The following is a 23,956-nucleotide window of genomic DNA, read 5'->3' as shown; positions in this document are numbered from 1 at the left end:
CCCTATGTCTCATCCGCGCTTGGCGCAGGCAACGGCGCGGCGCCCACCAGGGCCTCGGCTCGGCGGGTGGCGGCCGAAAGGCGGGCGGACCAGTCGGCGCAAAGCTCGGCGATCTCCGCCTCCTGGGCGTCGGCCGGGGCGTAGAAGGGACCATCCCAGACGACGACCCCGCGCCCGAAGGGGGCCGCCAGCATCACCTTGTCCCAGCTGTCGAGCCGCAGGGACGGCGCGGCCGCCAGGCCCATCAGGAAGACCGGCGCCTGGGTGCGCTTGGCGATCTGCACCGCACCGGGGGCGACGACCTCGTTGGGGCCGCGGGGGCCGTCGGGGCTGATGATCAGGGCGCCGCCGTCGTTCACGAAACCCAGGGCCTGGCGAAAGCCGGCCACGGCGGCGCGGGCCTTGGCCGAGTCGCCCTTCTTGGCCGACGACATGCGGATCGAGGGAAAGCCCACCCGCTCCAGGGCCTGGGCGACGAACTCCCCGTCCGAGGAGGGCGAGACCAGCACCTGGGTCTTGCCCCTCGGCCACCATTTGGGGGCGGTGGCCAGGGACAGCGGGATGCGCCCATGCCACAGCAGGGCCAGCAGTCCCGTCTTGTCGGTCAGAAACGGTTCGAGACAGGCGTCATCCACATGCCGCCAGCGCACCGTCCGCAGGATCAGCCGCAGATAGGTGGCCAGGAGCCAACCCAGAAAGGCCTGGACGCGCGGGCGCCGCAGCAGCTGCTTCACGCCGCGCTCTCCGTCTCCAGATCCTGGCTCTTGGCCAGCCGTGCATAGAGGCCCTGGGCCTTGACCAGGCTGGCATGGTCGCCGGTCTCCACCACCTGGCCCTTGTCGATCACATAGATGCGGTCGGCGCCGCGGACGGTCGACAGACGGTGGGCGATGAGCATGGTGGTGCGCCCGGCCATCAGGCGGGTGAGCGCCGCCTGGACCTGGGCCTCGCTCTCGGTGTCCAGCGCGCTGGTGGCCTCGTCCAGCAGCAGGATGGGGGCGTCCTTCAGGAAGGCTCGGGCGATGGCGATCCGCTGGCGCTGGCCGCCGGACAGCCGCGCGCCCGCCTCGCCCACCAGGGTGGCGTAGCCCGATGGCAGTTCGGTGATGAAGTCGTGGGCCGCCGCAGCCTGGGCGGCGGCCTCGATCTCGGCCTCGCTGGCCTGTGGCCTCGCATAGGCGATGTTGGCGCGGATGGTGTCGTCGAACAGGAAGGGCTCCTGGGTGACCAGGGCGATCTGCTCGCGCAGGGAGGCCAGCGTCAGCTCGCGGACATCGGCGCCGTCGATGGTCACCTGGCCGGCGGTCACGTCGTAGAAGCGCGGGATCAGGTTCAGGATGGTGCTCTTGCCGCCGCCCGACGGGCCGACGAGCGCGATGGTCTCGCCGCGATTGGCGCTCAACGTCACCCCCGTCAGGGCGGGCGCGCCCTCGCCATAGGCGAAGCTGACATTTTCGAAGGCGATGGCGCCCTGGCTGCGGGGCAAGGCCCTGGCCCCGGCCGGCTCGCGGATCAGCGGCTCCACATCGAGGGCGGCGAACAGCCGCCGGGCGCCGGCCAGGCCCTCGGCGAACACGGTCTGCAGATTGGCCAGCTGCCTCAGGGACTGGGACGCCATGCCCAGCGCGCCGATGAAGGCCACGAAGGCCCCGACATTCATCGCGCCCGTCGCGGCGCGCCAGCCGGCATAGGCCATGACGCCGGCCACGATCAGGGTCATCAGGGTTTCGGTGGCCGGCGCGGCGGCGGCCCGGGCGTTGGCGCCCTTGACCAGATGGGCCTGGCGCCTGGCCACCACCTCGGCGACGCGGGCCTCTTCGAAGGCCTCGCGGTTCTCGATCTTGACCACCCGAACCCCGTCCAGGCTCTCCATGATGGCGGTCGAGAGCGCCGAGGTCTCGGCCATGGCGCCGCGGGCGGCCTTGGTGGTCTTCTTCGAGAACCGCCGCATGATGCCCGTCGCCAGGGGCGCGGCCAGCAGGATGGCGAGCGTCAGGATCGGATCGTTGGACAGCATGACCAGCACCGCGCCGATCACGGTCAGGAAGTGCTGGGTGTAGTTGACCAGGCCAGAGGTCGCCGCCTCGCGGATCAGACCGGCGTCATAGAGGACCGAGGAGACATAGGCGCCTGAATGCTGGCCCCGCAGGCGGGCGAGATCGGCCCGCACCAGCTTGCCGAACAGCTGCACCTGGACGTCGCCCACCACGCCATTGCCGATCCGGTTGACCAGGGACGCCTGGGTCACCTGGGCGACGCCCCTAAGGATGGCGTAGCCGGCGATGGCCAGGGGAATGGCCCAGATGGCGCCGGGCTTCTGCACCACCAGCAGGTCGTTGATCGCCGGCTCCAGGATCTGGACCAGCTTGGCGCTGGAGAAGGCGACGATGACGGCGGCCACAAGCGCCACGGTGAAGCCCTTCCAGCGCGGCTTCAGATAGACCTGCGCAATGCGGCCGATCAGGACGCGGGCGGGCGTCTTGTCAGGCTCCGGGGTGGCCGTGGAACTCATGGCCCTGGCGTCGTCCGTCACGGCGCGCAAGTCAAGTAAGCCGCAGGCGCCAAGACTTCCGTTCAGCGCCCTGACCGCCTAGTTATGCGGCAAATCGCGGAGCGCCCCTTGGCCCAATTCGACCTCAGCACCCCCGAAGGCCGCAAGCGCGCCCGGCGGGACTATATGTGGAACGACCACGCCTTCCTGCGCCTGCGCTTCCAGAACGCCCACTGGATCAGCGAGGAGTTGGTGCGCACCAATCAGCCCTCGCCTGAGCAGCTGGCCGGCTGGAAGGCCCGTGGCATCAAGACCATCATCAACCTGCGCGGCGGCTTCGACGGCAGCTTCCACGTGCTGGAGAAAGAGGCCTGCGAGCGGTTGGGCCTGACCCTGGTGGACTTCACCATCACCTCGCGCGAAGTGCCGAGCCGCGTGCGCGTGCTGGGGGCGCGGGATCTGTTCCAGTCGATCGAATATCCCGCCCTGATGCACTGCAAGTCCGGCGCGGACCGCGCTGGCATCATGAGCGTCTTCTACATGCACTTTCGCAAGGGCAAGACGATCCGCGAGGCCCTGGACCAGCTCCACCTGCGCTATCTGCACGTGAAGGCCGGCAAGACCGGCGTGCTCGACTACACCTTCGAGCGCTACCTGGCCGAGGGCGAGCCCGCGGGCCTGTCCTTCATCGAATGGGTCGAAAGCCCCGCCTACGACCCCGACGCCATCAAGGCCGACTTCCGAGCCAAGTGGTGGGGAAGTTTCTTCACCGAACGCCTGCTGAAGCGGGAATAGGGCGGACCCCAGCGGAAGCCCGGCATGTCATGACGGGAGCAGGCTGGCGGTCCAGGCCATGATCGGGGGACTGAAGGCGACGGGTCCGATCAGGATCTGGGTCAGGAACATGGCGCCGCCTCCCCAGAAGTAAGCCGGATGAATGCGCCGACGGGTGACCAGGTCATAGACCACGCCGGCCAGCAGATAGGCCATCATCGCCCCAAACACGGCCCATCCACCCCACGGCCCGAGCAGGGGCATGGGCAGGATACGACCCCAGGCGGGGGACATCACCATGATGGTGCCGCACAGCATCAGCCGCCGGTGCCATTCCGGCGAGCGTCGCAGAGCCACGGCCGCGGCGGTGAGGCCGAAGAAGCAGAGCACCCCGAGGATATCGACCATCAGGAAGACGTTGGGCGGAAAGAATGGCGGCGTCGCCCCACGCTTCACGCAGGCGATGGTCACGGCGATCCCGGTGATCACCATCAGCACGGCGAGCCCCGCGCCCAGGCCGCCCAGGCGCCGATGAAGTGCGACCGAGCCGGAGACCACCAGGGCGCTTTGCAGCACGAAGAAGACGATCCAGGCCGCGAACAGCCCAGCGTGCAGGTGCACCAGCGGCGGCAGGGTGGAGACATCGAAATTGAAGCGCGACGCATTCAAGGTGAACCCGAACACCACGGTCGCTGCGATCGCTAGCGCCATGATCAGAAAGAACCGCCGGCTGCCCCGCGCCGTGCGCCATGGGCCAGGTTCCCCGGCCGCCATCTCCAAAGTCGTCATCACGCCCTCCGCTTCATAGGTGGCGCAGAGGGTCGTGGTCTGCGAGCCTTCGCAAAAGGACCGCAACCTGACGGGAAGCCGATTTCTTCCTGACATGCAGGAGTGCTACCGAGGGTTCCCATGACGCCGCTCGCCGATGAGGTCGATCTGACGCTGGGCCTGATGACCCTGCGCCCATCGACGTGCGAACTTGTCCACCCGGGCGGGGTGGAGACCATCGAGCCCCAGGTCATGCGGGTGCTGCTGGCCCTGGCTCGGCAGCCCGGCCGCGTTCTCTCGCGTGACGCCATCGTCGACCAGGCCTGGGACGGGCGCGCCGTGAGCGAGGACGCGATCAATCGCGTGCTGTCACGCCTGCGCCGCCTTTCGAGCGCCACCGGGGCCTTTCACCTGAGCACGATCCGCAAGGTCGGCTATCGGCTGGACCCCGTCGCGCCCGAGCCCGGTGCGCTCCAGAATGGGGCCGACGGCGGACCGCAGATCGCCGCCGCCGCGGTCCGGCGCAGGATGGGATGGCTCGTGGGCGTGCTGGCGCTGGTGGTCATCCTTTCGGCGGGCGGGGGGCTGCTGGCGGCGCGCCTCATGCCGCCGTCCGCAGCGCCGGCGCCCGCAGGGTCCCTTGAGGGACCAAGCCTGTCCCTGAGCCTCACCGCGCCCAACCCTGCCGACGCCCCTGTGGCCGTCGCCTTCGAACGGCAGATGCGCGAGACCCTGTCGCATATGCAGGGCTTGAGATTGGTGACGACGAACGCCGGTTCATCCGCCTCGCCGGATCTGAGTCTCGAGGGGGTCGTGAGCCAGGGCGACGGCCAGCCGGTCATCGAGCTGATTCTCAGTGACGGCCATTCCGGCGTGCGTATCTGGAGCGCGCGGTTCGACGGCCGCGCGACCGACGATCCCACCGCTCAGGAGCGCGCCGTTTCAGCCGCGGCCCGGTATCTCGCGGTCCGTCTCGGCGACGGGCTCGCTGGGCAGGCCGCGGCTCGTGAGCCGGCCGACCCCGAGGCCGAGCGGCTGGTGGCGAAGGCCCGAAGGTCCTACGCCCAATCCAACGAAGCCAGGCATCGTCGTGAATGGCCCCTGTCGATGCGGCTGGCCCAGGCCGCCGACGCCGACGCCGCACGCGCCCTCGCCCTGGAGCCGACCTCGGCCGGGGCCCTGATGGTGCGCTATCAGGTCGACCATGCCCCCCAGTATCCGCGGCCCGGCGAGACCGAAGCCGAGTTTCAGGGCCGATTGCAGCGGGCGGCGGGCTATCTGGCGCGCGCGGTCGCCGCCAATCCGGATGATCCCGAAGTCCTCGTCGCCGCGGGCGAGAGCTATCGACAGAGTCTGCGCTGGGATGACGCGGAGCGGCTGCTGGAACGGGCGATCGCCATCGATCCCAACTCGCCTGACGCCAACACCTGGTACGCCTATCACCTCGGGCTGCTGGGGCGATGCGACGAGGGCCTGAAGCATGCCCGTATCGCGGCAGGCCTCGCCCCGGACGTCACCTGGCGCCAGCTGGCCGTCCCCCGGCTGCTGCACTGCGCGGGCCATCGGCAGGCGGCTGCGGACATCTACCGCGATCTCCAAGGGCGCGACCCCGCAAATGCCTTCCTGCTGCGGGAGGTCTATCTGATGCGGCTGGCGGAGCGGAACGCGCCCGCGTTGAGAGCCCTTGCCGAATTCACGCGCAGCGATCTTTGGCGGGGCGCCCCGCCGGCGCAGATCGCCGCGCAGATCGCCCGCATGGAGGCCGGCGCCGATGCTCTCGAGGGACGCCCCCAGGCCTTCCTCAGCGTGCTTGAGGCTGATCGCGCCCTCTATGAGGCCGCCCCGCCCGACGCCCGGAAATTCGGGCGTACACTAGGGGACGCCTGGTTCGTGCTCGCCCTGGAATATGCCCAGGCCGGCGCATCGGAGCGGGCGCTCGAAGCGCTCCGCGAGGCCGTGGACCGAGGCTCGCTTTACCTGCCCTGGGCGCTGCCCTACGGCGCCACGGAGTTTCCCCCGTCGGTCAGCCGCACCCCAGTCTATGCGGCGCTCTGGAGATCCTCGCCGGAACTGGTCAACCTGATGAACAAGCGCGCCCAGGCGCAGCGGGGCGGCCCTGACGTCACCGATGGGATGGAGCGCCCTGCCGACCAGCCCGAGGCCATGAAGACCCACGTCCGCGGCAGGGGGTGGGAGAATTTCTTTGCAGACCGGCCGCGGCAGCCGGAGTAGGGCCCACCTACCGCACCGTTTCCTTCTCCCGCGGCGCCGAGACCTTCTGGGGCTTGGCCTGGGCCTTGGGCTTGGGGAGCAGGCGGAATCTGGACTGGCACCAGGCGAAGTCGACGCCGACATCGATCAGGGCGTCGGAGCGACCGCAGGGGCAGGGGAAGTCCATCACCGCCCAGACGCGATAGGTCTCGCCGGCCTGCAGGGGCACAGGCCGTCCGTTGACGTGATTGGGGGCCGCATTGACGCATAGAACCAGATCGCCAGGGCCGACCGCGTCGCTCATCGCACTCTCCGTTTCGCCGAGGGTGATATTAGACCCAGCGCTCCCAACCGTCATGCTCGGGCTTGTCCCGAGCTTCGAAAGGGATTCCCGGCGCAAGGCCGGGAATGACGAGCGCTGGACCGAGGGCCCGAGCCTCCGCCCTCGTCCTTCGAGGCCCGGCTTTCACCGGGCGCCTCAGGATGAGGACGGAATGAGAGGCTCCAGCGAGCGCCCGTCCCCACGCGCCTCATCCTGAGGTGCGAGCGGCGCGAGCCTCGAAGGACGCACCGAAGCCCCGCCCAACCTAACGCCCCGCCGCCGCCGAGATCGGGTCCGGCAGGCCCAGGAGGCGCTTGGCGATGATATTGTACTGCACCTCCTGAGAGCCGCCGGCGATGGTTCCGGCCTTGGAGCTTCCCAGGGTGCGCGCAGCCGCCAGCTCGTCAGCGCTGAAGGGATCGCCGCTCCAGCCCAGGCCCCGCCAGCCCATGATCTCGACGGTCAGTTCGGCGCCGTCGCGGCGCAGGAAGGAGCCGGCGTTCTTCATGATCGAGGTCGCCGCGCTGGGGCCGCGGTTGGACCTGGCCTCCAGGGCGGCGCGCTCGGCGGTCTGCTGGAAGGCCTTCAGGTCCATCTCGTAATTGATGATCCGCTGGCGCAGGTCGAGGTCGGCGATACGGCCGGCCTGATCCTCGCCCACATAGGCCTTGGCCATCTGCGGCAGGGGGACCTTGACCTGGGCGCGCTGGGCGCCAGCCGCCCCGGCCAGGCCGCTGCGCTCGTGCTGCAAGAGGCGCTTGGCGATGGTCCAGCCGCCGTTCAGCGGGCCGACCAGGTTTTCCTTGGGCACCTTCACATCGGTGAAGAAGGTCTCGCAGAAGGGCGAATTGCCGGCGATCAGCAGGATGGGGCGGGCCTCGACGCCGGGCGAGCGCATGTCGATCAGCAGGAAGGAGATGCCTTCGTGCTTCTTTGTCGTGTCGGTCCGGACCAGACAGAAGCACCAGTCGGCCAGGTCGGCGCCGGAGGTCCAGATCTTCTGGCCGTTGACCAGCCAGTGGTCGCCCTTGTCCTCGGCCCGGGTCGAGAGCGAGGCAAGGTCGGAGCCTGCGCCAGGCTCGGAGAAGCCCTGGCACCAGCGCAGTTCGCCCCGCGCGATGGGCGGAAGGTGGCGGGCCTTCTGGTCCTCGTCGCCGTACTCCAGAAGGGTGGGGCCAAACATCATCACCCCCATGCCGCCGATGGGGTTGTGCGCGCCGATGGCCTTCATCTCCTCGGCCAGGATGCGGGCCTGCTCGGCCGATAGCTCGCCGCCGCCATAGCGGGCCGGCCAGGTGGGCACGCCCCATCCCTTTTCGCCCATACGAGACTTCCACAGTCTGGCGTCGTCGGTCTCGACGCCCTCCTCCACCCCGGGGCCAGGGGGTGGTCGGTGCGCCAGGGACGGGGGGAAGTTCTCCGCAAGCCAGGCGCGGGCGGACTGGCGAAAGGCGTCGTGTTCGGCGGGGTGTTCGGTCATGGGGCGCTCCCGGCCGCCTGGGGCGGCTCTGTTCTGATTGGCAAGGCTGCGGCCGGCCGGGCGCCGGCGGGCGTGACGTCCTCCGTGTCTGGTCGGCGACAATTGGCGCCGTGACCCTCTGGCGGGGTCGTGTCAGGATAACGCCGTCATGCCGTCGCGGCCAGCGCGCCGCGCCGCTTGGCCAGGGTCCGCGCACCCGCGATCGCGCGCGCCCTGCAGAAAACAAATGAGCTCGGCGCCAATGACCGGGCCAGGGAAGGAAACGATGATGCGCGTCGCACAACAGGCGGCAGGCGACGGGGCGACTCTGGTCGGTCCGCGTCGCACGCCCCGCAACATGGCCGGCGAAGTTCAGGGCTCCATCCACGAGGACGCCACCGCCAAGAAGCTCGGATTCCGGGGCGGCACGGTGGCCGGCTCGATCCATATGGACCAGTTCGTCCCCCTGCTGATGGACCTCTATGGGGAGTCCTGGTTCGAGGGCGGCAATCTTTCGCTGCTGTTCAAGCAGCCGACCGTGGACGGCGAGGCGGTCATCGCCCAGGCGACGCCGGGCGTCGAGCGCGCCCGGTTGGAGATGTACGACGAGGCCCGCGCCATGATCTGCCAGGGCACGGCCGCCGACCATGCCGACGCCGGCTCCGAGCTGTCGCGGCGGCTGCTGACCCGAGAGTCGGCATCCCGCAGCGCCCTTCGCATTCTGGGCGACCTGCATGTGGGGGACGAGGCCCATGACATCGCGCTCAGCGTGTCCCCAGAGGCCCTGAAGCGGCGGCTGGAGACCATCACCGAAACCCTGGATTGCTATCAGGACGAGCGGGCTGTCCTGCCGCCGTCGATGGTTGTCCACCTGGCCCATGGGGCGCGATCGGCCGTCGTGGCCTCGGCCGGGTCGGCGGTGGGGTTGTTCGGCGCCCTGGAGATCCAGTTTCTGCAGGGTCCCCTGCGGGCCGGCGCCGACTATGTGGGCCGCACGCGGATCCACGCCCTGACCGAAAGCCCCAGGACCGAGAACGTCTGGTACGATGTGCTGATCGCCGACCCCCGTTCCGGGCGCGACCACGCTCGCGTGACCTTCTGCCTGCGCTTCATGAAGGACTCTTCGCCGCTCTGGACCGACGCTGCCTGACACCCGGAAGGCGCTGGGGGCAGGCCTCAGCGCCGGCGGATGGACGCGAAATATTCCCGGTCGAACAGGCGGTAATAGAGCCAGGCCGGCACGCGGTCGTAATAGGGCTGCACGTCGGCGATGATCTTGGCCTGGGAAGCGTGGACGTCCAGCAGGTCGCGCTTGGTCTGGGCCACGCTGGCGATGCTCACCGCCAGTTCCGGCGACGGCAGCCCCTTGGCTGGATCGCGGGGATAATGCTCGCGGAAGGCGGCCACCAGCCGGCGCGCCAGACGCACCAGGGCGCCGGGCAGGGTCACCTGATAGAGCAGCCGCGGCCAGGGTCCGTCCTTGGGCGCAGCCTCGAAGACCTCGCGCACCCAGACGCCGGTGCGGACGTGATCGGGATGGCCGTAGAAGCCGACCTTCTCGTCGAAGCTGATCAGCACCTGGGGGCGATAGCGACCGATGGCCTCGGCGATGGCGGCCTTGGGCTTGGCCGGATCCAGCCGGATGAGGCCGCCGTCGGGAAAGTCCAGCACCTCCACGGCCTCGGCGCCCAGCAGGCGGCCGGCGGCCTTGGCCTCGGCCAGTCTCACCCGCGCCAGTTCCTCGGGCCCATAGCCGGTGTGCTGGGCCGCCTCCCCATGGGTGAGATAGAGCAGGATGACGCGCGCGCCGGCCTTGGCCATGCGGGCCAGCGTCCCGGCGCAGGTGATCTCGTCGTCCGGATGGGCCCAGATGGCCAGGACCGTGACCTCGGCGCCGACGCCAGGCAGGATATGAGCCCTGGGCACCGACTCGTCGTTCAGCTGGCCGCGGGCGAGCAGGAAGCCGCCGAGCAGGGCGGTGGGCAGGCCGACCGCGGCGATGGCGCCCCAGGGGATTTTCCGTTCAGCCGCCATAGCGCGCCTCCGCCGGTTTGCCGCCGTCCCCGCGGGCGGCGGTCATGGCCCAGTCCAGGTCGGCGAGATAGTGGTCGGCGACGGACTTGTGAACCGGCGAGAGCATCAGGTGCAGCCCGGCCGGCTCGGTCACCGCGCTGGTCACCCAGCCGCGCTCATAGAGCTTCTTCAGCACCGCGAAGGGGTTCACGTCGTCGCGGGTGAAGGCGAGGATGCCGAGCATCGGATCGCCCAGCAGCCGCCAGCCCTGCGCCTGGACGCCCTTGGCGATCGCTTGGCGGGCGTCGGTGACCTCGCCGTGCTTGGCCCGGTAGCCCTCGATCCCCAGCACATTCATCACCGCCCAGGCCGCGGCGATGGCGCCGCCGGGCCGGGTGCCGGCCAGGGTCGGGGTGACCATCTTGCCCGCGGGCCATTCGCCGACCTCGAAGATCATGTGGGCGCGCAGGGCCTCGCTGCGGAAGAAGACGGTGGACGCCCCCTTGGCGCAGTAGCCGTACTTGTGCAGGTCCGCCGAGATGGACGAGACGCCCGGAACCTCGAAATCGAAGGGCGGGATGGCCGCGCCGTTCATTCGCACGAAGGGGGCGATATAGCCGCCGACGCAGGCGTCCACATGCAGCCACACGCCGCGCCGCAGGGCGAGCTCGGCCAGGGCCTCGATGGGATCGATCAGGCCATAGGGGAAGCAGGGCGCCGAGCCGACGATCATGATGGTCTGGCCATCGATCACGGCCTCCATGGCCACCGGATCGGCCAGCAGGTCGGCCAGCGGCGTGCGCCGCACCTCGATCTCCATCACCGCACAGGCCTTGTCGAAGGCGGGGTGCGCCGAGCGGGGCAGGACGAGGTTCAGCTGGCCGGTCAGGCCGCGCACCTTGCGGGCGTGGTCGCGGGCGGCCTTCACCGCCATCAGGATGGAGTCGGTGCCGCCGCTGGTCATGTTGCCGACGCAGGCTTCGTCGCCGTGCAGCAGACCAAGACCAAAGCCGACGACCTCGGCCTCCATCTGCTTCAGGCTCGGAAAGGCCGCCGGCCCCAGACCGTTTTCCGAGGCGAACCTGGCATAGGCCTCCTTCTGCACCTGTTCGATCTCAGGCCCGGCGTTGAACACATAGACCGCCGCCTTGCCGTCGCGCCATTTGACGTCGTGCGCGCCGAGTTCGTCCATGCGGGCGGCCACCTGGGGCCAGGGCGTCCCCTGAGCTGGCAGTTCCAATCTGGCCATTTCGCCCTCCCCGGACGCCGTCGGCCGCTTTGCGGCTCTGTTCCTTGTGGTCGGCCAAGGTGACACAACCGGGGCGGGCTGGAAAAGCCGAAGACTTGACGGCGATCTTCACCGGGGCCAAGCCGTTCGACCTCGACGGGGAGGGGACAACAGATGTCGCAAGGGATCGAGGTGCTGAAGGCGCCGTCCACCCGCCGCGTGCTGGGCGCAAGCCTGGTGGGCACGGCGGTGGAATTCTATGATTTCTACATCTACGCCACGGCCGCGGCCCTGGTGTTCGGGCCGCTGTTCTTCCCGGCGGCCTCGCCGTCGGCGCAGCTGCTGTCGTCCTACGCCACCTTCGCCATCGCCTTCTTCGCCAGGCCCGTAGGTGCGGCGCTGTTTGGCCACTATGGCGACCGGATCGGCCGCAAATCGACCCTGGTGGCGTCGCTGATGCTGATGGGGGTCTCCACCTTCGCCATCGCCTTCCTGCCCACCTATGCCACCGCCGGCTGGATCGCCCCGGCTCTCCTCTGCCTGCTGCGCTTTGGTCAAGGCCTGGGGCTCGGCGGCGAGTGGGGCGGGGCGGCCCTGCTGGCGGTGGAGAATGCGCCGCCGGGCTGGAAGGCGCGGTTCGGCATGTTCCCGCAGCTTGGCGCGCCGGTCGGCTTCATCGCCGCCAATGGCCTGTTCCTGATCCTGGGCCTGTTGCTGACCCCTGAGCAGTTCATCGCCTGGGGCTGGCGGATCCCGTTCCTGCTCAGCGCCGTGCTGGTGGGCGTGGGCCTCTGGGTGCGGCTGAAGCTGACCGAGACCCCGGCCTTCGCCAAGGCCCTGGAGGAAGCGCCGCCGCCCAAGACGCCCCTGTTCGAGCTGCTTGCCCGCCATCCGCTGGAGACCCTGGGCGGCACGTTTGCGGTCGTGGCCTGCTTCGCCACCTACTACCTCTCCACCTCGTTTGCGCTGGGCTATGGGGTGACGGCGCTGGGCTATTCCCGGGAGTCGTTCCTGGCCATCCAGCTGGGGGCCATTCTGTTCATGGCGCTCGGCATCATCATCGCCGGTTACTGGTCCGACGCCACCACGCCCCGGGGCGTGCTCATGTGGGGCTGCGGCATGGTGATCGTCGCAGGTCTGCTGCTGGCCCCGATGCTGGGGTCGGGCTCGCTGCTGCTGGTGTTCGGCTTCCTGTCGCTCAGCCTGTTCTGCATGGGCTTTGTCTATGGACCGCTCGGCGCCTTCCTGCCGGGCCTGTTCCCAGCGCGGGTCCGCTACACCGGCGCCTCGGTGGCCTTCAATGTGGGCGGCATCCTGGGCGGCGGCCTCGCCCCCCTGGTGGCCCAGCTGCTCGCCGACCGCGGTGGCCTGGTCCCCGTGGGCTTCTATCTGGGCGCCGCAGCCCTGGTCAGCCTGGTGGCGCTCGCGCCGCTTCGCCGGACCGTGGAGGACTGACCCCTAGCGGAAGGCGTCGACCACCTGGGCGATCCAGGTCTTGACATGGTCCTTCTTCTCCAGCGGCGTCTTGCCGTGGCGGACGAGGATCAGGTCGAGATCGGGGACCAGGACGGTGTACTGGCCCTCATAGCCATTGGCGCTGAAGGAGCCGGGGCCGGCGATTTTCAGCCACCAGTGGGCGCCGTAGTCGCCTTCGCGCACGGCCGGCTGCGGCGTCGGCGTGCGGGCATAGTCGACCCAGTCGGCCGGCAGCAGCTGGCGATCCTCCCACCGTCCGCCGCGCAGATAGAGCAGGCCAAAGCGCGCGAAGTCCCTGGCCGTCGCAAAGCAGAAGGACGAGCCGATGAAGGTCCCGGCGGGGTCGAACTTGGGGACCGGGCTCGCCATGCCGAGGGGGCCGAAGAGGCGCTGGCGCATGAAGGCCTCGAAGCCCGCCCCATCGACGCCGAGCGCGCGGGCGGCGCAGCGGGCGACGATGTTGGTCGTGCCGCTGGCATAGGACCAGAAGGTCCCCGGCGGATGGGCGAGCGGCCGGCTGGCGGCGTAGTGGGCCACATCGGCCTTGCCTGAGCCGAACAGCATCTCGATCACATCGGAGACGTGGCCCGGCACATAGTCCTCCACGAAGGAAAGCCCGCTGGACATGCGCAGGAGCTGATCGAGCGTAATCTCAGCCCGAGGATCGCCGGGGCTCTCACGCCATTCCGGGACGTCGGCCGGGGCGTGGATGTCGATCTTCCCCTCGGCGACCAACAGGCCCACCAGGGCGTGGGTGATGCTCTTGGCCTTGGACCAGGAGGGGTAGGTGGCGTCCGGACCGAAGCCCTCGCCATAGCGCTCCAGGACGATCCGCCCGCCCTGGACGATCAGCAGGGCGTGGGTCTCCCCGAGCAGCTCAGTGTCCGGCGCGGCGAAGGCGGTGGCCACGAGCGCCTCCAGGGCGGATCGATCCACCTGGCTGGGCAGGTCTCCCTCCGGCCACTGCTGGGTCGGCCACGGCGTGGCGGCGGGCTGCGAGGGCAGGGCGGGCAGGGGCGCGATCTCGGTCATGGCATGAGGTTGAGCGGGCCGTCCGGCCTTGTCAAAGCTCACCCGAGGTCAGCTTGGTGGTCGCATTGCGTTCAGAAGCGCCCATAGGGCGGGCCCTCAGCCTGTGGCGCAACGCAAGGCTGGCCAGGGCGCAGGCGGTCGCTATGGTCGCGCCTTCCCTCGCCTCAATTCCAAGAGCCCTTCATGCCCGCCGGCGTTTTCGACCTTTTCAAGCTGGGGGTCGGGCCTTCCAGTTCCCACACCATGGGGCCGATGACGGCCGGGGCGCGGTTCCTGCGCGGCCTGGCTCAGGCGTCGGGGCTGGGCTCGGTGGCGCGGGTGGAGACGACCCTCTACGCCTCCCTGGCCATGACCGGCCGCGGGCACGCCACCGACAGGGCGGTGATCCTGGGGCTGGCCGGCTTCGAGCCCGCCACCATCGACCCGGACGAAGCCGAGGCCGTTCTGGCGCAGATCGCGGCCGAGGGCCGCCTGACCTTAGGCGGCGAGGGGCCGGAGGTCGAATTCGACGCCGCCCGCGACATCCTGTGGGAGGGCCGCACCCGCCTGCCGCAACATCCCAATGGGCTGCGCTTCCGCGCCCTGGACGCCGAGGGCCAGGTGCTGGCCGAGCAGGTCTATTTCTCCATCGGCGGCGGCTTTGTGGTGGACGAGGCCGAGTTCGGACAGGCGCCGACGACGGACGGCCCGACGGTTCCCTATGACTTCACCAGCGCCGATGAGTTGCTGGCCATGGCCGAGCAGCAGGGCGTGACCATCGCCGAACTGATGTGGCGCAACGAGATCGCCCGCCGCACGCCCGAGGAGGTCAATGCCGGGCTCGACGCCATCTTCGAGGCCATGGAGGCCTGCATCGAGCGGGGCCTGCGCCAGGATGGCTGCCTGCCCGGCGGCCTGAAGGTGCGCCGCCGCGCCCAGCAGCACTTCAACGAGCTGACCCGACGGATGGAGCGCAATATCAGCGATCCCCTGGCGGCCCTGGACTGGGTCAATCTCTGGGCGCTGTCAGTGAACGAGGAGAACGCCTCAGGCGGCAAGGTGGTGACGGCGCCGACCAACGGGGCCGCGGGCCTGTTGCCGGCGGTGCTGCGCTTCTATGACCGTTTCCACCGGGGCGGGGCCGAGGGGCGCCGGACCTTCCTGCTGACGGCCGCGGCGATCGGCGCGCTCTACAAGCGCAACGCTTCGATCTCGGGCGCCGAGGTCGGCTGTCAGGGGGAGGTGGGCGTGGCCTGCTCGATGGCCGCGGCAGGCCTGACGGCGGCGCTGGGCGGCAATAACGCCCAGATCGAGAACGCCGCGGAGATCGCCATGGAGCACAATCTGGGGCTGACCTGCGACCCCATCGGCGGCCTGGTGCAGGTGCCCTGCATCGAGCGCAACGCCATGGGGGCGGTGAAGGCCATCGACGCCTCGCGCCTGGCCCTGCTGGGGGATGGTCAGCACACGGTCAGCCTGGACAAGGTCATCGCCACCATGAAGCGGACAGGCGAGGACATGAACGAGATCTACAAGGAGACCTCGCTCGGCGGCCTGGCCGTCAATGTGGTGGAGTGCTGAGCCCTAGAATTTAGAGGTCAGGCGGCTTCCTGTGCGACGGTCGGCAGGATGCCGCTCATGTCGATCAGGGTAATGATGCCTTCGTCGGTGGTGATCATGCCGCGGGCCAGGCCCTTTGAGGCGGCGGCCCCGATCACCGGCGCGGGCTGGATCTCGCCCTCGCCGACATTGATGATGTCGCTGACCGCGTCCACCAGCAGGCCGACCGTGCGGCCCACCAGATCGACGACGATGACGACCGACGACGGCCCCGCCGCGCTGGCCGGCAGGCCCAGGCGGGCGGCCAGGTTCAGCACCGGCAGCACCGCGCCGCGCAGGTTGATCACGCCCAGCACATAGTCCGGCGCATTGGGCAGCGGGGTCGAGGTGGTCCAGCCGCGGATCTCGCGGACCAGCTGGATGTCGATGGCGAAGCGCTGGGCGCCGATGATGACGGTGATCAGCTCGCCGCTGGCCGACATGGTGTCCTGGTCGTTCATGGTCAGAATTCCTCCCAGCCGGCCTCTTGGGCCACGGGCGCCAATTTCAAGGCCGCCGATCCGTGCGTCATGGGACGCGGCGCACGGGCGGGGGCGACAGGGCGAGGCGCCCGGACCGGAGCCTTGGATTGCGCGCGCGGGCGGATGTCCGTGGCGAACTGGAACCGGCCCATCAGGCGGTTCAGCTCGGCGGTCTCCTGGGCGAGCGCATGGCTGGCGGCGGTAGATTCCTCGACCATGGCCGCATTCTGCTGCGTAATCTGATCCATCTGGTTAACGGCCGAGTTGACCTGGGCCAGGCCGATCGACTGCTCCTCGGAGGAGGCGGAGATCTCGATCATCAGGCCGTTGATCTGGCTGACCTGGGTGACGATGGTCTCCAGCGCCTGGCCGGTCTCGGCCACCAGGCGCACGCCGCCAGCCACATGGCCGGCCGAGGCGCTGATCAGGGTCTTGATCTCCTTGGCGGCGTCGGCCGAGCGCTGGGCCAGGGCCCGGACTTCGGAGGCCACCACGGCGAAGCCACGGCCGGCGTCGCCGGCCCGGGCGGCCTCGACCCCAGCGTTCAGGGCCAGAAGGTTGGTCTGGAAGGCGATCTCGTCGATGACGCCGATGATCTGGCCGATCTGGGCCGAGGACTGTTCGATCTGGCCCATGGCGGCGACCGCCTCGCGGACCACCTTGCCCGAGGCCTCGGCGTCGCCGCGGGTCACGGCCACGGAGTCGCGGGCCAGGCGAGCGCTTTCGGCGGACTTCCTCACCGTGGCGGTGATCTCGTCCAGCGCCGCGGCGGTTTCTTCCAGGCTTGCGGCCTGCTGTTCGGTGCGGCGCGACAGGTCGTCGGAGGCCTGGCTGATCTCGCCGGTGCTCATGCCGATCTGGTCGGCGACGGCCACCAGGGCGGCCATTGCTTCGCCCAGGCGGTCGGCCGCGGCGTTGAAGTCCTGCTGCAGGGCGGCGTATTCGGCGGGGAAGTCGCCGTCGATGCGGGCGCGCAGGTCGCCTTCGGCCAGGGCCGAGAGGCCAGCGCCGATGGCGCTCATGGCCATCTGCTGGTCGGCCTGGCGCTGGCGGCGCTCGGCCTCGTTGCGGGCGCGCTCGTCCTCGATGGCGGTGACGTCGGTGGCGAACTTCACCACCTTGTAGACCTTGCCGTCGGGGTCGAACATCGGGTTGTAGCTGGCCTGGATCCAGATCTCCTTGCCGCCCTTGCCGAGGCGCAGATACTTCTCGGCCATGAATTCACCCCGGCGAAGGCCGTCCCAGAAGGCGGCGTATTCGGGGCTCTTGGCGAAATCCGGGGGCACGAAGATGCTGTGCTTGCGGCCCACCACCTCGTCGGCGGTGTAGCCCATCGCGCCGAGGAAGTTCTCATTGGCGGTGATGATCGTGCCGTCGAGCTCAAATTCGATGACGGCCTGCGACCGAAGCATGGCGGCCGACTTGGCGCGCAGCTCGGAGAGTTCGAGATCCTGGGCCTTCTGCCGTTTGGAGTCGAAGCGGAACATGGGGAGGTCCTGCGGGTATTGGAGGAACGTTGTTCTTCCCTATGGCCCCGCAATCCCTAACAAGTGATTGTATCAAACCTGATTGAATCAAAAATGATTGCGTAAAGGTTTGGTTTGCCATTCTACCCTAGGCTGTCTGTAGGCGCATGTTGCTGCGGTCGGCTTTGATCCATGTCAGTTTTCACCACAAATACCTTTGCCAGGCCTGAGGCGGCCGAGCTGCCCCACCGCCTGCGGGACCTCTATGTGGATCGCCAGCTCTGCCTGGCGTTGCAGGTGGCCGCCAGCCAGGTGACGCGCATCTATCGCGGCCTGCTGGATCCGCTCGGCCTGACCTATCCGCAATATCTGGTGCTGATCGCCCTGTGGGAGGCCGAGCGCCCGCTGACCATGCGCGATCTGCGCAAGACCCTGTCCATGGACACCGGCACGCTCACCCCGCTGATCAAGCGGATGGAGGGGGCGGACCTGGTGGCCCGCGCCCGCGACACCGCCGATGAGCGGCTGGTCTGGGTGACCTTGACCCAGGCCGGCTGGGACCTGCGCGAGCAGGTGGCCGATGTCCGCTGCGAGGTGGTTCGCCGCCTGCCCATGGCCGAGGCCGACATCGCCGACCTGCGCGAGAAGCTTCAGGTGATGAACGCCGCCCTCCAGGCCCAGGCGCCGGAAGAGAATTAACGGCCTCTGTCGGTCGGCCGACCTCTGGGGCGTCCTTGGGTCAGCCCAACGACGGAGGACGCCATGCCTAAGATCAATCCCTGCCTGTGGTTCGACACCGAGGCCGAAGAGGCCATGAGCCACTATGTCGGGATCTTCCCCAATTCGAAGATCCTGAACGTGACCCGCTATCCCGAGGGCGGGATGGGTGAGCCTGGAAAGGCTATGCTGGTCGAGGCCGAACTGGATGGCCAGAAATTCTCCGGCCTGAACGGCGGGCCGCAGTTCCCGCATTCCGAGGCGGTGTCCTTCGTCATCCCCTGCGCTGACCAGGGCGAGGTGGACTATTACTGGGAGAGGCTGACCGACGGCGGACAGCCGGTTCAGTGCGGTTGGCTGAAGGACCGCTTCGGCGTCTCCTGGCAGGTCGTGCCGGTGGAGCTCCACGCCCTGCTGGCCGATCCAAAGACGGCGGAGAGGGCGAGCGCCGTGATGCTGAGCCAAGTCAAGCTGGACATCGACGCGATCAAGGCTGCGGTGGGGTAGGGGCTGCTGGGCCGTGCGTCCTTCGAGGCTCGCTTCGCTCGCACCTCAGGATGAGGGGCGTGGATGTGGGCGTCTGAAGTCCGTCCTCATCCTGAGGCGCCCTGCGCTAGCAGGGCCTCGAAGGACGAGGACGGCGCGCAGTCCTCTCCACCGTCATCCTGGGCCCTGTGCCCAGGATCCCTCTCGACGCTCGCGCCCGCCCTCGACAGGGATGCTCGGCACAAGGCCGAGCATGACGACGTGGGGGTGGAGGGGGAACTGCGCTCACCCCCTCTACCGTCATGGTCGGGCTTGACCCGACCATCCATGAACGCAGGCCTTGGCCGCGGTGTGCATGGACCCTCGGGTCGAGCCCGAGGGTGACGGAGACGGGGATGCCTTGCGTCCTTCGAGGCTCGCTTACGCTCGCACCTCAGGATGAGGGGCGTGGGTGGGCCTCCCTCTCCGCCGTCATCCTGGGCCTTGTGCCCAGGATCCCTCTCGACGCTTGCGTCCGCCCTCGACAGGGATGCTCGGCACAGGGCCGAGCATGACGGCGTTGGGGGTGGGGGCGCCGCCTCCCCTTAAGCCGCTTCGCGGGCCTCCACCGGGGCCAGGCGGATCAGGTAGTCGAAGGCCGAGAGGGCGGCCTTGGAGCCTTCGCCCATGGCGATGACGATCTGCTTGTAGGGCGTCGTCGTGGCGTCGCCGGCGGCGAACACGCCGGCCACCGAGGTCTGGCCCTTGGCGTCGACCTCGATCTCGCCGCGCTGGGACAGGGCCACGCCGCCCTCGGCCAGCCATTCGGTGTTGGGCACCAGGCCGATCTGCACGAAGATGCCGTCCAGCTCGACCGTGTGGCTCTCGCCGGTCCCGCGGTCGTTATAGGTCAGAGCCGTCACCTTGGACCCGTCGCCGATCACCTCGGTGGTCAGGGCCGAGGTGATGACGTCGACATTCTTCAGGCTCTTCAGCTTGCGCTGCAGCACCTCGTCGGCCCGCAGCTTGCCGTCATATTCGATCAGGGTGACGTGGGCGACGATGCCGGCCAGGTCGATGGCCGCCTCGACGCCGGAATTGCCGCCGCCGATCACCGCCACGCGCTTGCCCTTATAGAGCGGGCCGTCGCAGTGGGGGCAGTAGGCCACGCCCTTGTTCCGATACTTGTCTTCGCCGGGGACGTTCATCTGCCGCCAGCGGGCGCCGGGCGCCAGGATGACGGTGCGCGACTTCAGCGACGCCCCGTTCTCCAGCACCACCTCGACCAGGCCGCCGGTCTCGGTCGCCGGGATCAGCTTGGCGGCCTTCTGCAGGTTCATGATGTCGACCTCGTAGTCGCGCACATGGCGCTCCAGGTCGGACGCCAGCTTGGGGCCCTCGGTGTGCGGGGTGCCGGTCAGGTTCTCGATGGCCATGGTGTCGAGCACCTGGCCGCCGAACCGCTCGGCCGCGACGCCGGTGCGGATGCCCTTGCGGGCGGCATAGATGGCGGCCGCCGCGCCGGCCGGACCGCCGCCGATCACCAGGACCTCGAAGGGTTCCTTGGTCTTGATCTTCTCGGCTTCGCGGGCGACCGCGCCGGTGTCCAGCTTGGCCAGCACCTGTTCCAGGGTCATGCGGCCTTGCGCGAACTCCGCGCCGTTCAGCATGACGGTGGGCACGGCCATGACCTGGCGGGCGGCCACTTCTTCCTGGAACAGCGCGCCGTCGATGGCCACGTGGCGGATGCGCGGGTTCAGCACGCTCATGGTGTTCAGCGCCTGCACCACGTCGGGGCAGTTCTGGCACGACAGCGAGAAATAGGTTTCGAACACGAAGTCGCCGTCCAGCGCCTTCACCTGCTCGACGGTCTCGGCGTCCACCTTGGGCGGATGGCCGCCCACATGCAGCAGGGCCAAAACCAGCGAGGTGAATTCGTGGCCCATGGGCAGGCCCGCGAAGGTGACGGCCACATCGGTCCCGGTGCGGCGGATCTCGAAGGAAGGCTTACGCTCATCGTCGCCATCCAGGCGCACGGTCACCTTGCCGCCCGACACCGAGGCGATGTCGTTCAGCAGGTCCTTCATCTCCGCGCTCTTGGCGTCCTCGCCAAGGGTGGCCACCAGCTCGACCGGCTGGGTGACGTTCTGCAGATAGCCCTGCAGCTGGCTCTTCAGAGTGTCGTCCAACATGGCTCGGTTCCGGTGTTCGCGCGCAAAGGGCCTAAGACCCGCGGCGCGCAGGGGGAGGAAAACGATCAGGGCGGCGACCACGGCCCGGCAGGGCCTGGACCAAGTCTAGGTCCGGCGCGCCTTTTCGGTTCCACGATCGATAGGGCGGGCGGGGCGTTCCCGCAGGCCTGCCCGGCGCGTGCGCCAGACGGGACCGGAAACGCCCCTTATTCCGTCAGCCTGACCCGGCAGGATCAGGGGATCTGGAAAGGGTCGGCCTTAGATCTTGCCGACGAGGTCCAGGGACGGCGAGAGCGTCTTTTCGCCCTCTTCCCACTTGGCCGGGCAGACTTCGCCCGGATGGGCGGCCACGTACTGGGCCGCGCGAATCTTGCGCAGCAGCTCCATGGCGTTACGGCCGATGCCCTCGGCGGTGACTTCCATGAACTGGATCACGCCTTCCGGATCGACCAGGAAGGTGCCGCGGTCGGCCAGGCCTTGGCCCGCGCGCATCATGCCGAAGTTGTTGGTGACCAGGCCCGAGGGGTCGCCGATCATGGTGTATTCGATCTTGCCGATGGCCGGCGAGGAGTCGTGCCAAGCCTTGTGCGAGAAGTGGGTGTCGGTCGAGACCGAATAGATCTCCACGCCCAGCTTCTGGAACTGGGCGTAGTTGTCGGCCAGGTCCTCAAGCTCGGTCGGGCAGACGAAGGTGAAGTCGGCCGGGTAGAAGAAGACCACCGACCACTTGCCCTTCAGGTCGGCGTCGCTGACCTCGACGAACTTGCCGCCCTTATAGGCCTGGGCGGTGAAGGGAAGGATGGTCGTGTTGACGGAAGCCATGCGGCGCGCTCCTGGGCGTTTTGTGGATAGGGGGAGGAAACACCGCCTTCCTACCACCCCATGCTGCATCGCAGAAATCGATTTTATCTGGGGGGTCGATAGAGGGGGTCGATGGCAGGCCTAGCGCCGCCGATGTGTAGCCTTGGCTTCGTTTTCGCCGCCAACCTGGAGGGCTCGCACCAAACCTGGGTGAACTCCGTACGGACGACCTGCGTTCAGTCCGGTTGGAATCTTCGGTGACAAGTTGACGGGGGTTCTATCGCGGAAACACCAGTGTACAAACCGCCCTGGCCCATGTTCAGCCTCCTCGTCGTACCCAACCACATTCATAGAATAAAGAAACTGAATGAACTCTTCTGGGCCATCCTTAAGCTGCTGAAGCGTTAGCTTCTCTCGGGAATTAGCTGCATGAAAGCGCGTGTAATTCTCAATAAATTCGTCCCATGAAAACTTGCTCTTTCCTTTCATAAATTTAAAAAATCCGACGAGTTCATTGAAATCTGCGGACGAATAGTAGAATGATAGATAATCACGAACTTCACCAAGTAAGTAGTCCGAATACTCCTTTTGGCAGTTCAAAAATACGCGGTCTGTAAAATTCATCATACCGGAATTGTGCTGACGAACATATTCTTGCATAATTCCAAGGTAGGATATTACATCTCTGGGTCTATAAAAAGAATATCGCAGAAATGAAACGAACGGATTGTCTAGACGTTCTGCGATGCGCATATTTGGAACGTCATAATTGAAATAGTGATCCCATGCCTCTCCGGCAATCATTGGATCGTGTCCGGTTTGCTTAGCAAGAATGCCGTCCACTAGTTGAAATATGCGAGACGTCCTGTAATCACCGTAGGTAGTAATCCAGGATAAATTTACAGAGTTATCTCTCATTTTAGCGTTGGCATTCTGGAACTCAACCGCATCAAATATGTCGGGCCGTAGCAGAAGAACTACCTTAATTCGCCCTTTTGAGTCCCTAATGTTAGCTAGAAACTCGGTATTAAGTTGCCATACTGCGAATGCAAGGCCTCTAACGCATTCCATGTAGTCTGTAAAACTTAGCGCGCTTGGCCTAACGTCGATTCCGTCAATGAAAAGAATATGATCATCTCTCAAGTCTAACGAAGAGATAGCCTCTTTTAGAGATTTTTCAATTATGAGTAGATTGGTCTGGAACTTAGTGCCAGAGGCCGAGACGCTCGACCTTTCTGATGCGGCTAATTTTGCATACTTTACAAGTAGCTCGGCGCTAATCTCTGCATCTTTCACGAATTCGATGGCGCTGACGACCTCCGGATCGAAAGCCGAGTCGTAGTACTTTTCAATTGCTTGCTGGGCGGATTTGAACTTCTCGGGCGCCCCAAATCTCGAACGTCCATTCTCTTTTATATGGTCACAAAGTAAAAGTAAAAGTATTACTTTCCATGTATCTATAAAATCAGACACCGGAAGGTGACCTATTTGCTTTAAGTGATAGAATTTAGTATAGTCCGTGCTATTGATATTTTTTGTCGTCGAATTTGTAGAATTGTAGACGCCGTTGCTAAGGTAAGTGGCGTATGCAGTTTTTCCGGTTCCCTTCTCGCCGACGATAAAATACTTTTTAGTCTCTAGAATTCGGTCTAAGAACGCGTCTTTATAAAATATGCGCTTCAGAAGTTCCTTTTCTTTTCGGCCGCTATAGTTGATAGCGTCGATTGAGCCGATATCGAGATCCGCAATCTTTTTGAACATTTTCCCTCCGCTGCCCGTATGTGTGGGCAGGCTCAATCGATCTCACGATGTCGTCTATGGCAGAGGTGCTGCGAAGTGCTTGTCAAGGGTTACCCTCGCCTCTCCCCCCGCCCAATCTCCTTCATCAGGTCGTGCACATAGAGCCCGAAGTCGACCTGGATGGTGTGGCGCTGGCTTTTGTAGAAGTGGCCGAGGTGCAGGGCTTCGTCCTTGGCGATGATGGCTTCCATCTCTGCGCGCGGCGGCGGGACGTAGCGGCCGGTGAGGCAGGCTGCGGCCAGCTTGGTCTGCTGCTCGGCGAAGTTGACCAGGGTCGGCAGGGGCTGGGCCAGGCCCATGAAGAAGAGGTTCGGCACGCCGGGCTTCATCATCCGCTTGAACAGGGGGAAGCGGTTCTCGGCGTCGGGTTTTAGGTCCGGGTCGTCGAAGAAGGGGAAGCTGATCTTGTAGCCGGTGGCGTAGATGATGGCGTCCACGGTCTCCACGCTGCCGTCCTCGAAGCGCACCTGGTCGCCCATCAGCTCGGCGATGTTCGGCTTGAACTTGATGTCGCCGCAGCCGGCCCGGGTGAGGAACTCGCCGGAGACCGAGGGGTGGGCGGTCAGCGGCTCATGGTCGGGCTTGGGCAGGCCATAGTCCTCCATGTTTCCCACCAGCTTGCGGATGCGTTTGGCGGCCAGGCGAAGGCCGAGCTTGCGCGGCATCCAGTGGGGCATGGCG

The 23,956-nt window shown here is 67.1% G+C and carries 20 protein-coding genes and 1 pseudogene; 7 read left to right on the top strand and 14 right to left on the bottom strand.

From position 1 onward, the window contains the following. Positions 1-2: 2 nt before the first annotated feature. Positions 3-734 (bottom strand): lysophospholipid acyltransferase family protein, encoded by a 732-nt coding sequence (locus tag Q8L83_RS10890; RefSeq protein ID WP_305286818.1) that lies wholly within the window; start codon positions 732-734, stop codon positions 3-5. After that, a complete protein-coding gene (locus Q8L83_RS10885; protein WP_305286817.1) occupies positions 731-2,512 on the bottom strand; it encodes an ABC transporter ATP-binding protein in 1,782 nt (593 codons plus the stop codon). Before Q8L83_RS10885 ends, Q8L83_RS10890 begins: the two co-directional genes overlap by 4 nt. Positions 2,513-2,620: 108 nt before the next feature. Between Q8L83_RS10885 and Q8L83_RS10880 the strand changes: the two genes are divergently transcribed. Continuing rightward, positions 2,621-3,286, top strand: a complete 666-nt coding sequence (locus Q8L83_RS10880; protein ID WP_305286816.1) for a protein tyrosine phosphatase — start codon at positions 2,621-2,623, stop codon at positions 3,284-3,286. Positions 3,287-3,313: 27 nt separating this feature from the next. Here Q8L83_RS10880 and Q8L83_RS10875 read toward each other — a convergent pair whose 3' ends face one another. Then, on the bottom strand, positions 3,314-4,054 hold the full coding sequence (locus Q8L83_RS10875; protein WP_305286815.1) for a hypothetical protein: 741 nt from the start codon (positions 4,052-4,054) through the stop codon (positions 3,314-3,316). Positions 4,055-4,174: 120 nt separating this feature from the next. Here Q8L83_RS10875 and Q8L83_RS10870 point away from each other — a divergent pair, with 120 nt between their 5' ends. Beyond that, positions 4,175-6,265, top strand: coding sequence for a winged helix-turn-helix domain-containing protein (locus Q8L83_RS10870; protein WP_305286813.1), 2,091 nt, complete (start codon positions 4,175-4,177; stop codon positions 6,263-6,265). Between the two features lie 7 nt (positions 6,266-6,272). Here the strand turns inward: Q8L83_RS10870 and Q8L83_RS10865 are convergent, their stop codons facing one another. Both Q8L83_RS10865 and Q8L83_RS10860 read right to left on the bottom strand, forming a co-directional pair. Next, on the bottom strand, positions 6,273-6,548 hold the full coding sequence (locus Q8L83_RS10865; RefSeq protein ID WP_305286811.1) for a hypothetical protein: 276 nt from the start codon (positions 6,546-6,548) through the stop codon (positions 6,273-6,275). Between the two features lie 283 nt (positions 6,549-6,831). Further along, complete coding sequence (locus Q8L83_RS10860) at positions 6,832-8,046, bottom strand: acyl-CoA dehydrogenase family protein (RefSeq protein WP_305286808.1); 1,215 nt, start codon at positions 8,044-8,046, stop codon at positions 6,832-6,834. Between the two features lie 268 nt (positions 8,047-8,314). Here Q8L83_RS10860 and Q8L83_RS10855 point away from each other — a divergent pair, with 268 nt between their 5' ends. Continuing rightward, positions 8,315-9,175 (top strand): hypothetical protein, encoded by an 861-nt coding sequence (locus tag Q8L83_RS10855; RefSeq protein WP_305286806.1) that lies wholly within the window; start codon positions 8,315-8,317, stop codon positions 9,173-9,175. A 26-nt stretch (positions 9,176-9,201) separates the two neighbouring features. Here Q8L83_RS10855 and Q8L83_RS10850 read toward each other — a convergent pair whose 3' ends face one another. Together Q8L83_RS10850 and Q8L83_RS10845 are read right to left on the bottom strand one after the other, a co-directional pair. Beyond that, positions 9,202-10,059 (bottom strand): PIG-L deacetylase family protein, encoded by an 858-nt coding sequence (locus Q8L83_RS10850; RefSeq protein WP_305286805.1) that lies wholly within the window; start codon positions 10,057-10,059, stop codon positions 9,202-9,204. Then, positions 10,049-11,287, bottom strand: coding sequence for an aspartate aminotransferase family protein (locus Q8L83_RS10845; RefSeq protein WP_305286803.1), 1,239 nt, complete (start codon positions 11,285-11,287; stop codon positions 10,049-10,051). The genes Q8L83_RS10850 and Q8L83_RS10845 overlap by 11 nt, the downstream gene beginning before the upstream one ends. Before the next feature lie 153 nt (positions 11,288-11,440). Between Q8L83_RS10845 and Q8L83_RS10840 the strand changes: the two genes are divergently transcribed. Further along, positions 11,441-12,721 (top strand): MFS transporter, encoded by a 1,281-nt coding sequence (locus tag Q8L83_RS10840; RefSeq protein ID WP_305286801.1) that lies wholly within the window; start codon positions 11,441-11,443, stop codon positions 12,719-12,721. 3 nt (positions 12,722-12,724) lie between these two features. Here Q8L83_RS10840 and Q8L83_RS10835 read toward each other — a convergent pair whose 3' ends face one another. Beyond that, entirely contained in the window at positions 12,725-13,774 is a 1,050-nt protein-coding gene (locus Q8L83_RS10835) for a serine hydrolase (RefSeq protein WP_305286799.1), read from the bottom strand. A 183-nt stretch (positions 13,775-13,957) separates the two neighbouring features. Between Q8L83_RS10835 and Q8L83_RS10830 the strand changes: the two genes are divergently transcribed. Then, positions 13,958-15,334 (top strand): L-serine ammonia-lyase, encoded by a 1,377-nt coding sequence (locus tag Q8L83_RS10830; protein WP_305286798.1) that lies wholly within the window; start codon positions 13,958-13,960, stop codon positions 15,332-15,334. Positions 15,335-15,351: 17 nt separating this feature from the next. On the opposite strand, the gene Q8L83_RS10825 is transcribed toward Q8L83_RS10830, so the two are convergent. Then, on the bottom strand, positions 15,352-15,813 hold the full coding sequence (locus tag Q8L83_RS10825) for a chemotaxis protein CheW (RefSeq protein ID WP_305286796.1): 462 nt from the start codon (positions 15,811-15,813) through the stop codon (positions 15,352-15,354). Positions 15,814-15,815: 2 nt separating this feature from the next. After that, positions 15,816-17,321 carry a PAS domain-containing methyl-accepting chemotaxis protein gene (locus Q8L83_RS10820; RefSeq protein ID WP_305286794.1) on the bottom strand — a complete coding sequence of 502 codons (1,506 nt, stop codon included), beginning with the start codon at positions 17,319-17,321 and terminating at the stop codon, positions 15,816-15,818. 171 nt (positions 17,322-17,492) lie between these two features. On the opposite strand from Q8L83_RS10820, the gene Q8L83_RS10815 reads away from it, so the two are divergent. Then, complete coding sequence (locus Q8L83_RS10815) at positions 17,493-17,999, top strand: MarR family winged helix-turn-helix transcriptional regulator (protein WP_305286792.1); 507 nt, start codon at positions 17,493-17,495, stop codon at positions 17,997-17,999. 63 nt (positions 18,000-18,062) lie between these two features. Continuing rightward, on the top strand, positions 18,063-18,524 hold the full coding sequence (locus Q8L83_RS10810) for a VOC family protein (protein WP_305286790.1): 462 nt from the start codon (positions 18,063-18,065) through the stop codon (positions 18,522-18,524). 563 nt (positions 18,525-19,087) lie between these two features. Here the strand turns inward: Q8L83_RS10810 and ahpF are convergent. The 4 genes and pseudogenes from ahpF to Q8L83_RS10790 all read right to left on the bottom strand — a co-directional run. Continuing rightward, positions 19,088-20,674 carry an alkyl hydroperoxide reductase subunit F gene (gene ahpF, locus Q8L83_RS10805; protein ID WP_305286788.1) on the bottom strand — a complete coding sequence of 529 codons (1,587 nt, stop codon included), beginning with the start codon at positions 20,672-20,674 and terminating at the stop codon, positions 19,088-19,090. A 258-nt stretch (positions 20,675-20,932) separates the two neighbouring features. Continuing rightward, the gene (gene ahpC, locus Q8L83_RS10800) at positions 20,933-21,496 is read right to left on the bottom strand and encodes an alkyl hydroperoxide reductase subunit C (RefSeq protein WP_305286786.1); all 564 of its coding nucleotides are present in this window, start codon (positions 21,494-21,496) and stop codon (positions 20,933-20,935) included. A gap of 120 nt (positions 21,497-21,616) precedes the next feature. Then, positions 21,617-23,236 carry a P-loop ATPase, Sll1717 family gene (locus tag Q8L83_RS10795; RefSeq protein ID WP_305286784.1) on the bottom strand — a complete coding sequence of 540 codons (1,620 nt, stop codon included), beginning with the start codon at positions 23,234-23,236 and terminating at the stop codon, positions 21,617-21,619. Between the two features lie 89 nt (positions 23,237-23,325). Continuing rightward, a pseudogene (locus Q8L83_RS10790) lies at positions 23,326-23,956 on the bottom strand (NAD(P)/FAD-dependent oxidoreductase); the annotation flags it as partial.

The sequence above is a fragment of the Phenylobacterium sp. genome, from assembly GCF_030680185.1.
Taxonomy (GTDB): domain Bacteria; phylum Pseudomonadota; class Alphaproteobacteria; order Caulobacterales; family Caulobacteraceae; genus Phenylobacterium.
The sequence above is the reverse complement of the archived record's forward strand: the minus strand, read 5'-3'. Positions and strand labels throughout refer to the sequence as shown.

Excerpts from the sequence above, each read along its gene's own strand:
- Q8L83_RS10810 (WP_305286790.1), top strand. The coding sequence starts at position 18,063 with ATGCCTAAGATCAATCCCTGCCTGTGGTTCGACACCGAGGCCGAAGAG.
- Q8L83_RS10885 (WP_305286817.1), bottom strand. The coding sequence starts at position 2,512 with ATGAGTTCCACGGCCACCCCGGAGCCTGACAAGACGCCCGCCCGCGTC.
- Q8L83_RS10840 (WP_305286801.1), top strand. The coding sequence starts at position 11,441 with ATGTCGCAAGGGATCGAGGTGCTGAAGGCGCCGTCCACCCGCCGCGTG.
- ahpC (WP_305286786.1), bottom strand. The coding sequence starts at position 21,496 with ATGGCTTCCGTCAACACGACCATCCTTCCCTTCACCGCCCAGGCCTAT.
- Q8L83_RS10795 (WP_305286784.1), bottom strand. The coding sequence starts at position 23,236 with ATGTTCAAAAAGATTGCGGATCTCGATATCGGCTCAATCGACGCTATC.
- Q8L83_RS10815 (WP_305286792.1), top strand. The coding sequence starts at position 17,493 with ATGTCAGTTTTCACCACAAATACCTTTGCCAGGCCTGAGGCGGCCGAG.
- Q8L83_RS10865 (WP_305286811.1), bottom strand. The coding sequence starts at position 6,548 with ATGAGCGACGCGGTCGGCCCTGGCGATCTGGTTCTATGCGTCAATGCG.
- Q8L83_RS10825 (WP_305286796.1), bottom strand. The coding sequence starts at position 15,813 with ATGAACGACCAGGACACCATGTCGGCCAGCGGCGAGCTGATCACCGTC.
- Q8L83_RS10860 (WP_305286808.1), bottom strand. The coding sequence starts at position 8,046 with ATGACCGAACACCCCGCCGAACACGACGCCTTTCGCCAGTCCGCCCGC.
- Q8L83_RS10830 (WP_305286798.1), top strand. The coding sequence starts at position 13,958 with ATGCCCGCCGGCGTTTTCGACCTTTTCAAGCTGGGGGTCGGGCCTTCC.
- Q8L83_RS10870 (WP_305286813.1), top strand. The coding sequence starts at position 4,175 with ATGACGCCGCTCGCCGATGAGGTCGATCTGACGCTGGGCCTGATGACC.
- Q8L83_RS10855 (WP_305286806.1), top strand. The coding sequence starts at position 8,315 with ATGCGCGTCGCACAACAGGCGGCAGGCGACGGGGCGACTCTGGTCGGT.
- Q8L83_RS10875 (WP_305286815.1), bottom strand. The coding sequence starts at position 4,054 with ATGACGACTTTGGAGATGGCGGCCGGGGAACCTGGCCCATGGCGCACG.
- Q8L83_RS10845 (WP_305286803.1), bottom strand. The coding sequence starts at position 11,287 with ATGGCCAGATTGGAACTGCCAGCTCAGGGGACGCCCTGGCCCCAGGTG.
- Q8L83_RS10835 (WP_305286799.1), bottom strand. The coding sequence starts at position 13,774 with ATGACCGAGATCGCGCCCCTGCCCGCCCTGCCCTCGCAGCCCGCCGCC.
- Q8L83_RS10820 (WP_305286794.1), bottom strand. The coding sequence starts at position 17,321 with ATGTTCCGCTTCGACTCCAAACGGCAGAAGGCCCAGGATCTCGAACTC.
- Q8L83_RS10850 (WP_305286805.1), bottom strand. The coding sequence starts at position 10,059 with ATGGCGGCTGAACGGAAAATCCCCTGGGGCGCCATCGCCGCGGTCGGC.
- ahpF (WP_305286788.1), bottom strand. The coding sequence starts at position 20,674 with ATGTTGGACGACACTCTGAAGAGCCAGCTGCAGGGCTATCTGCAGAAC.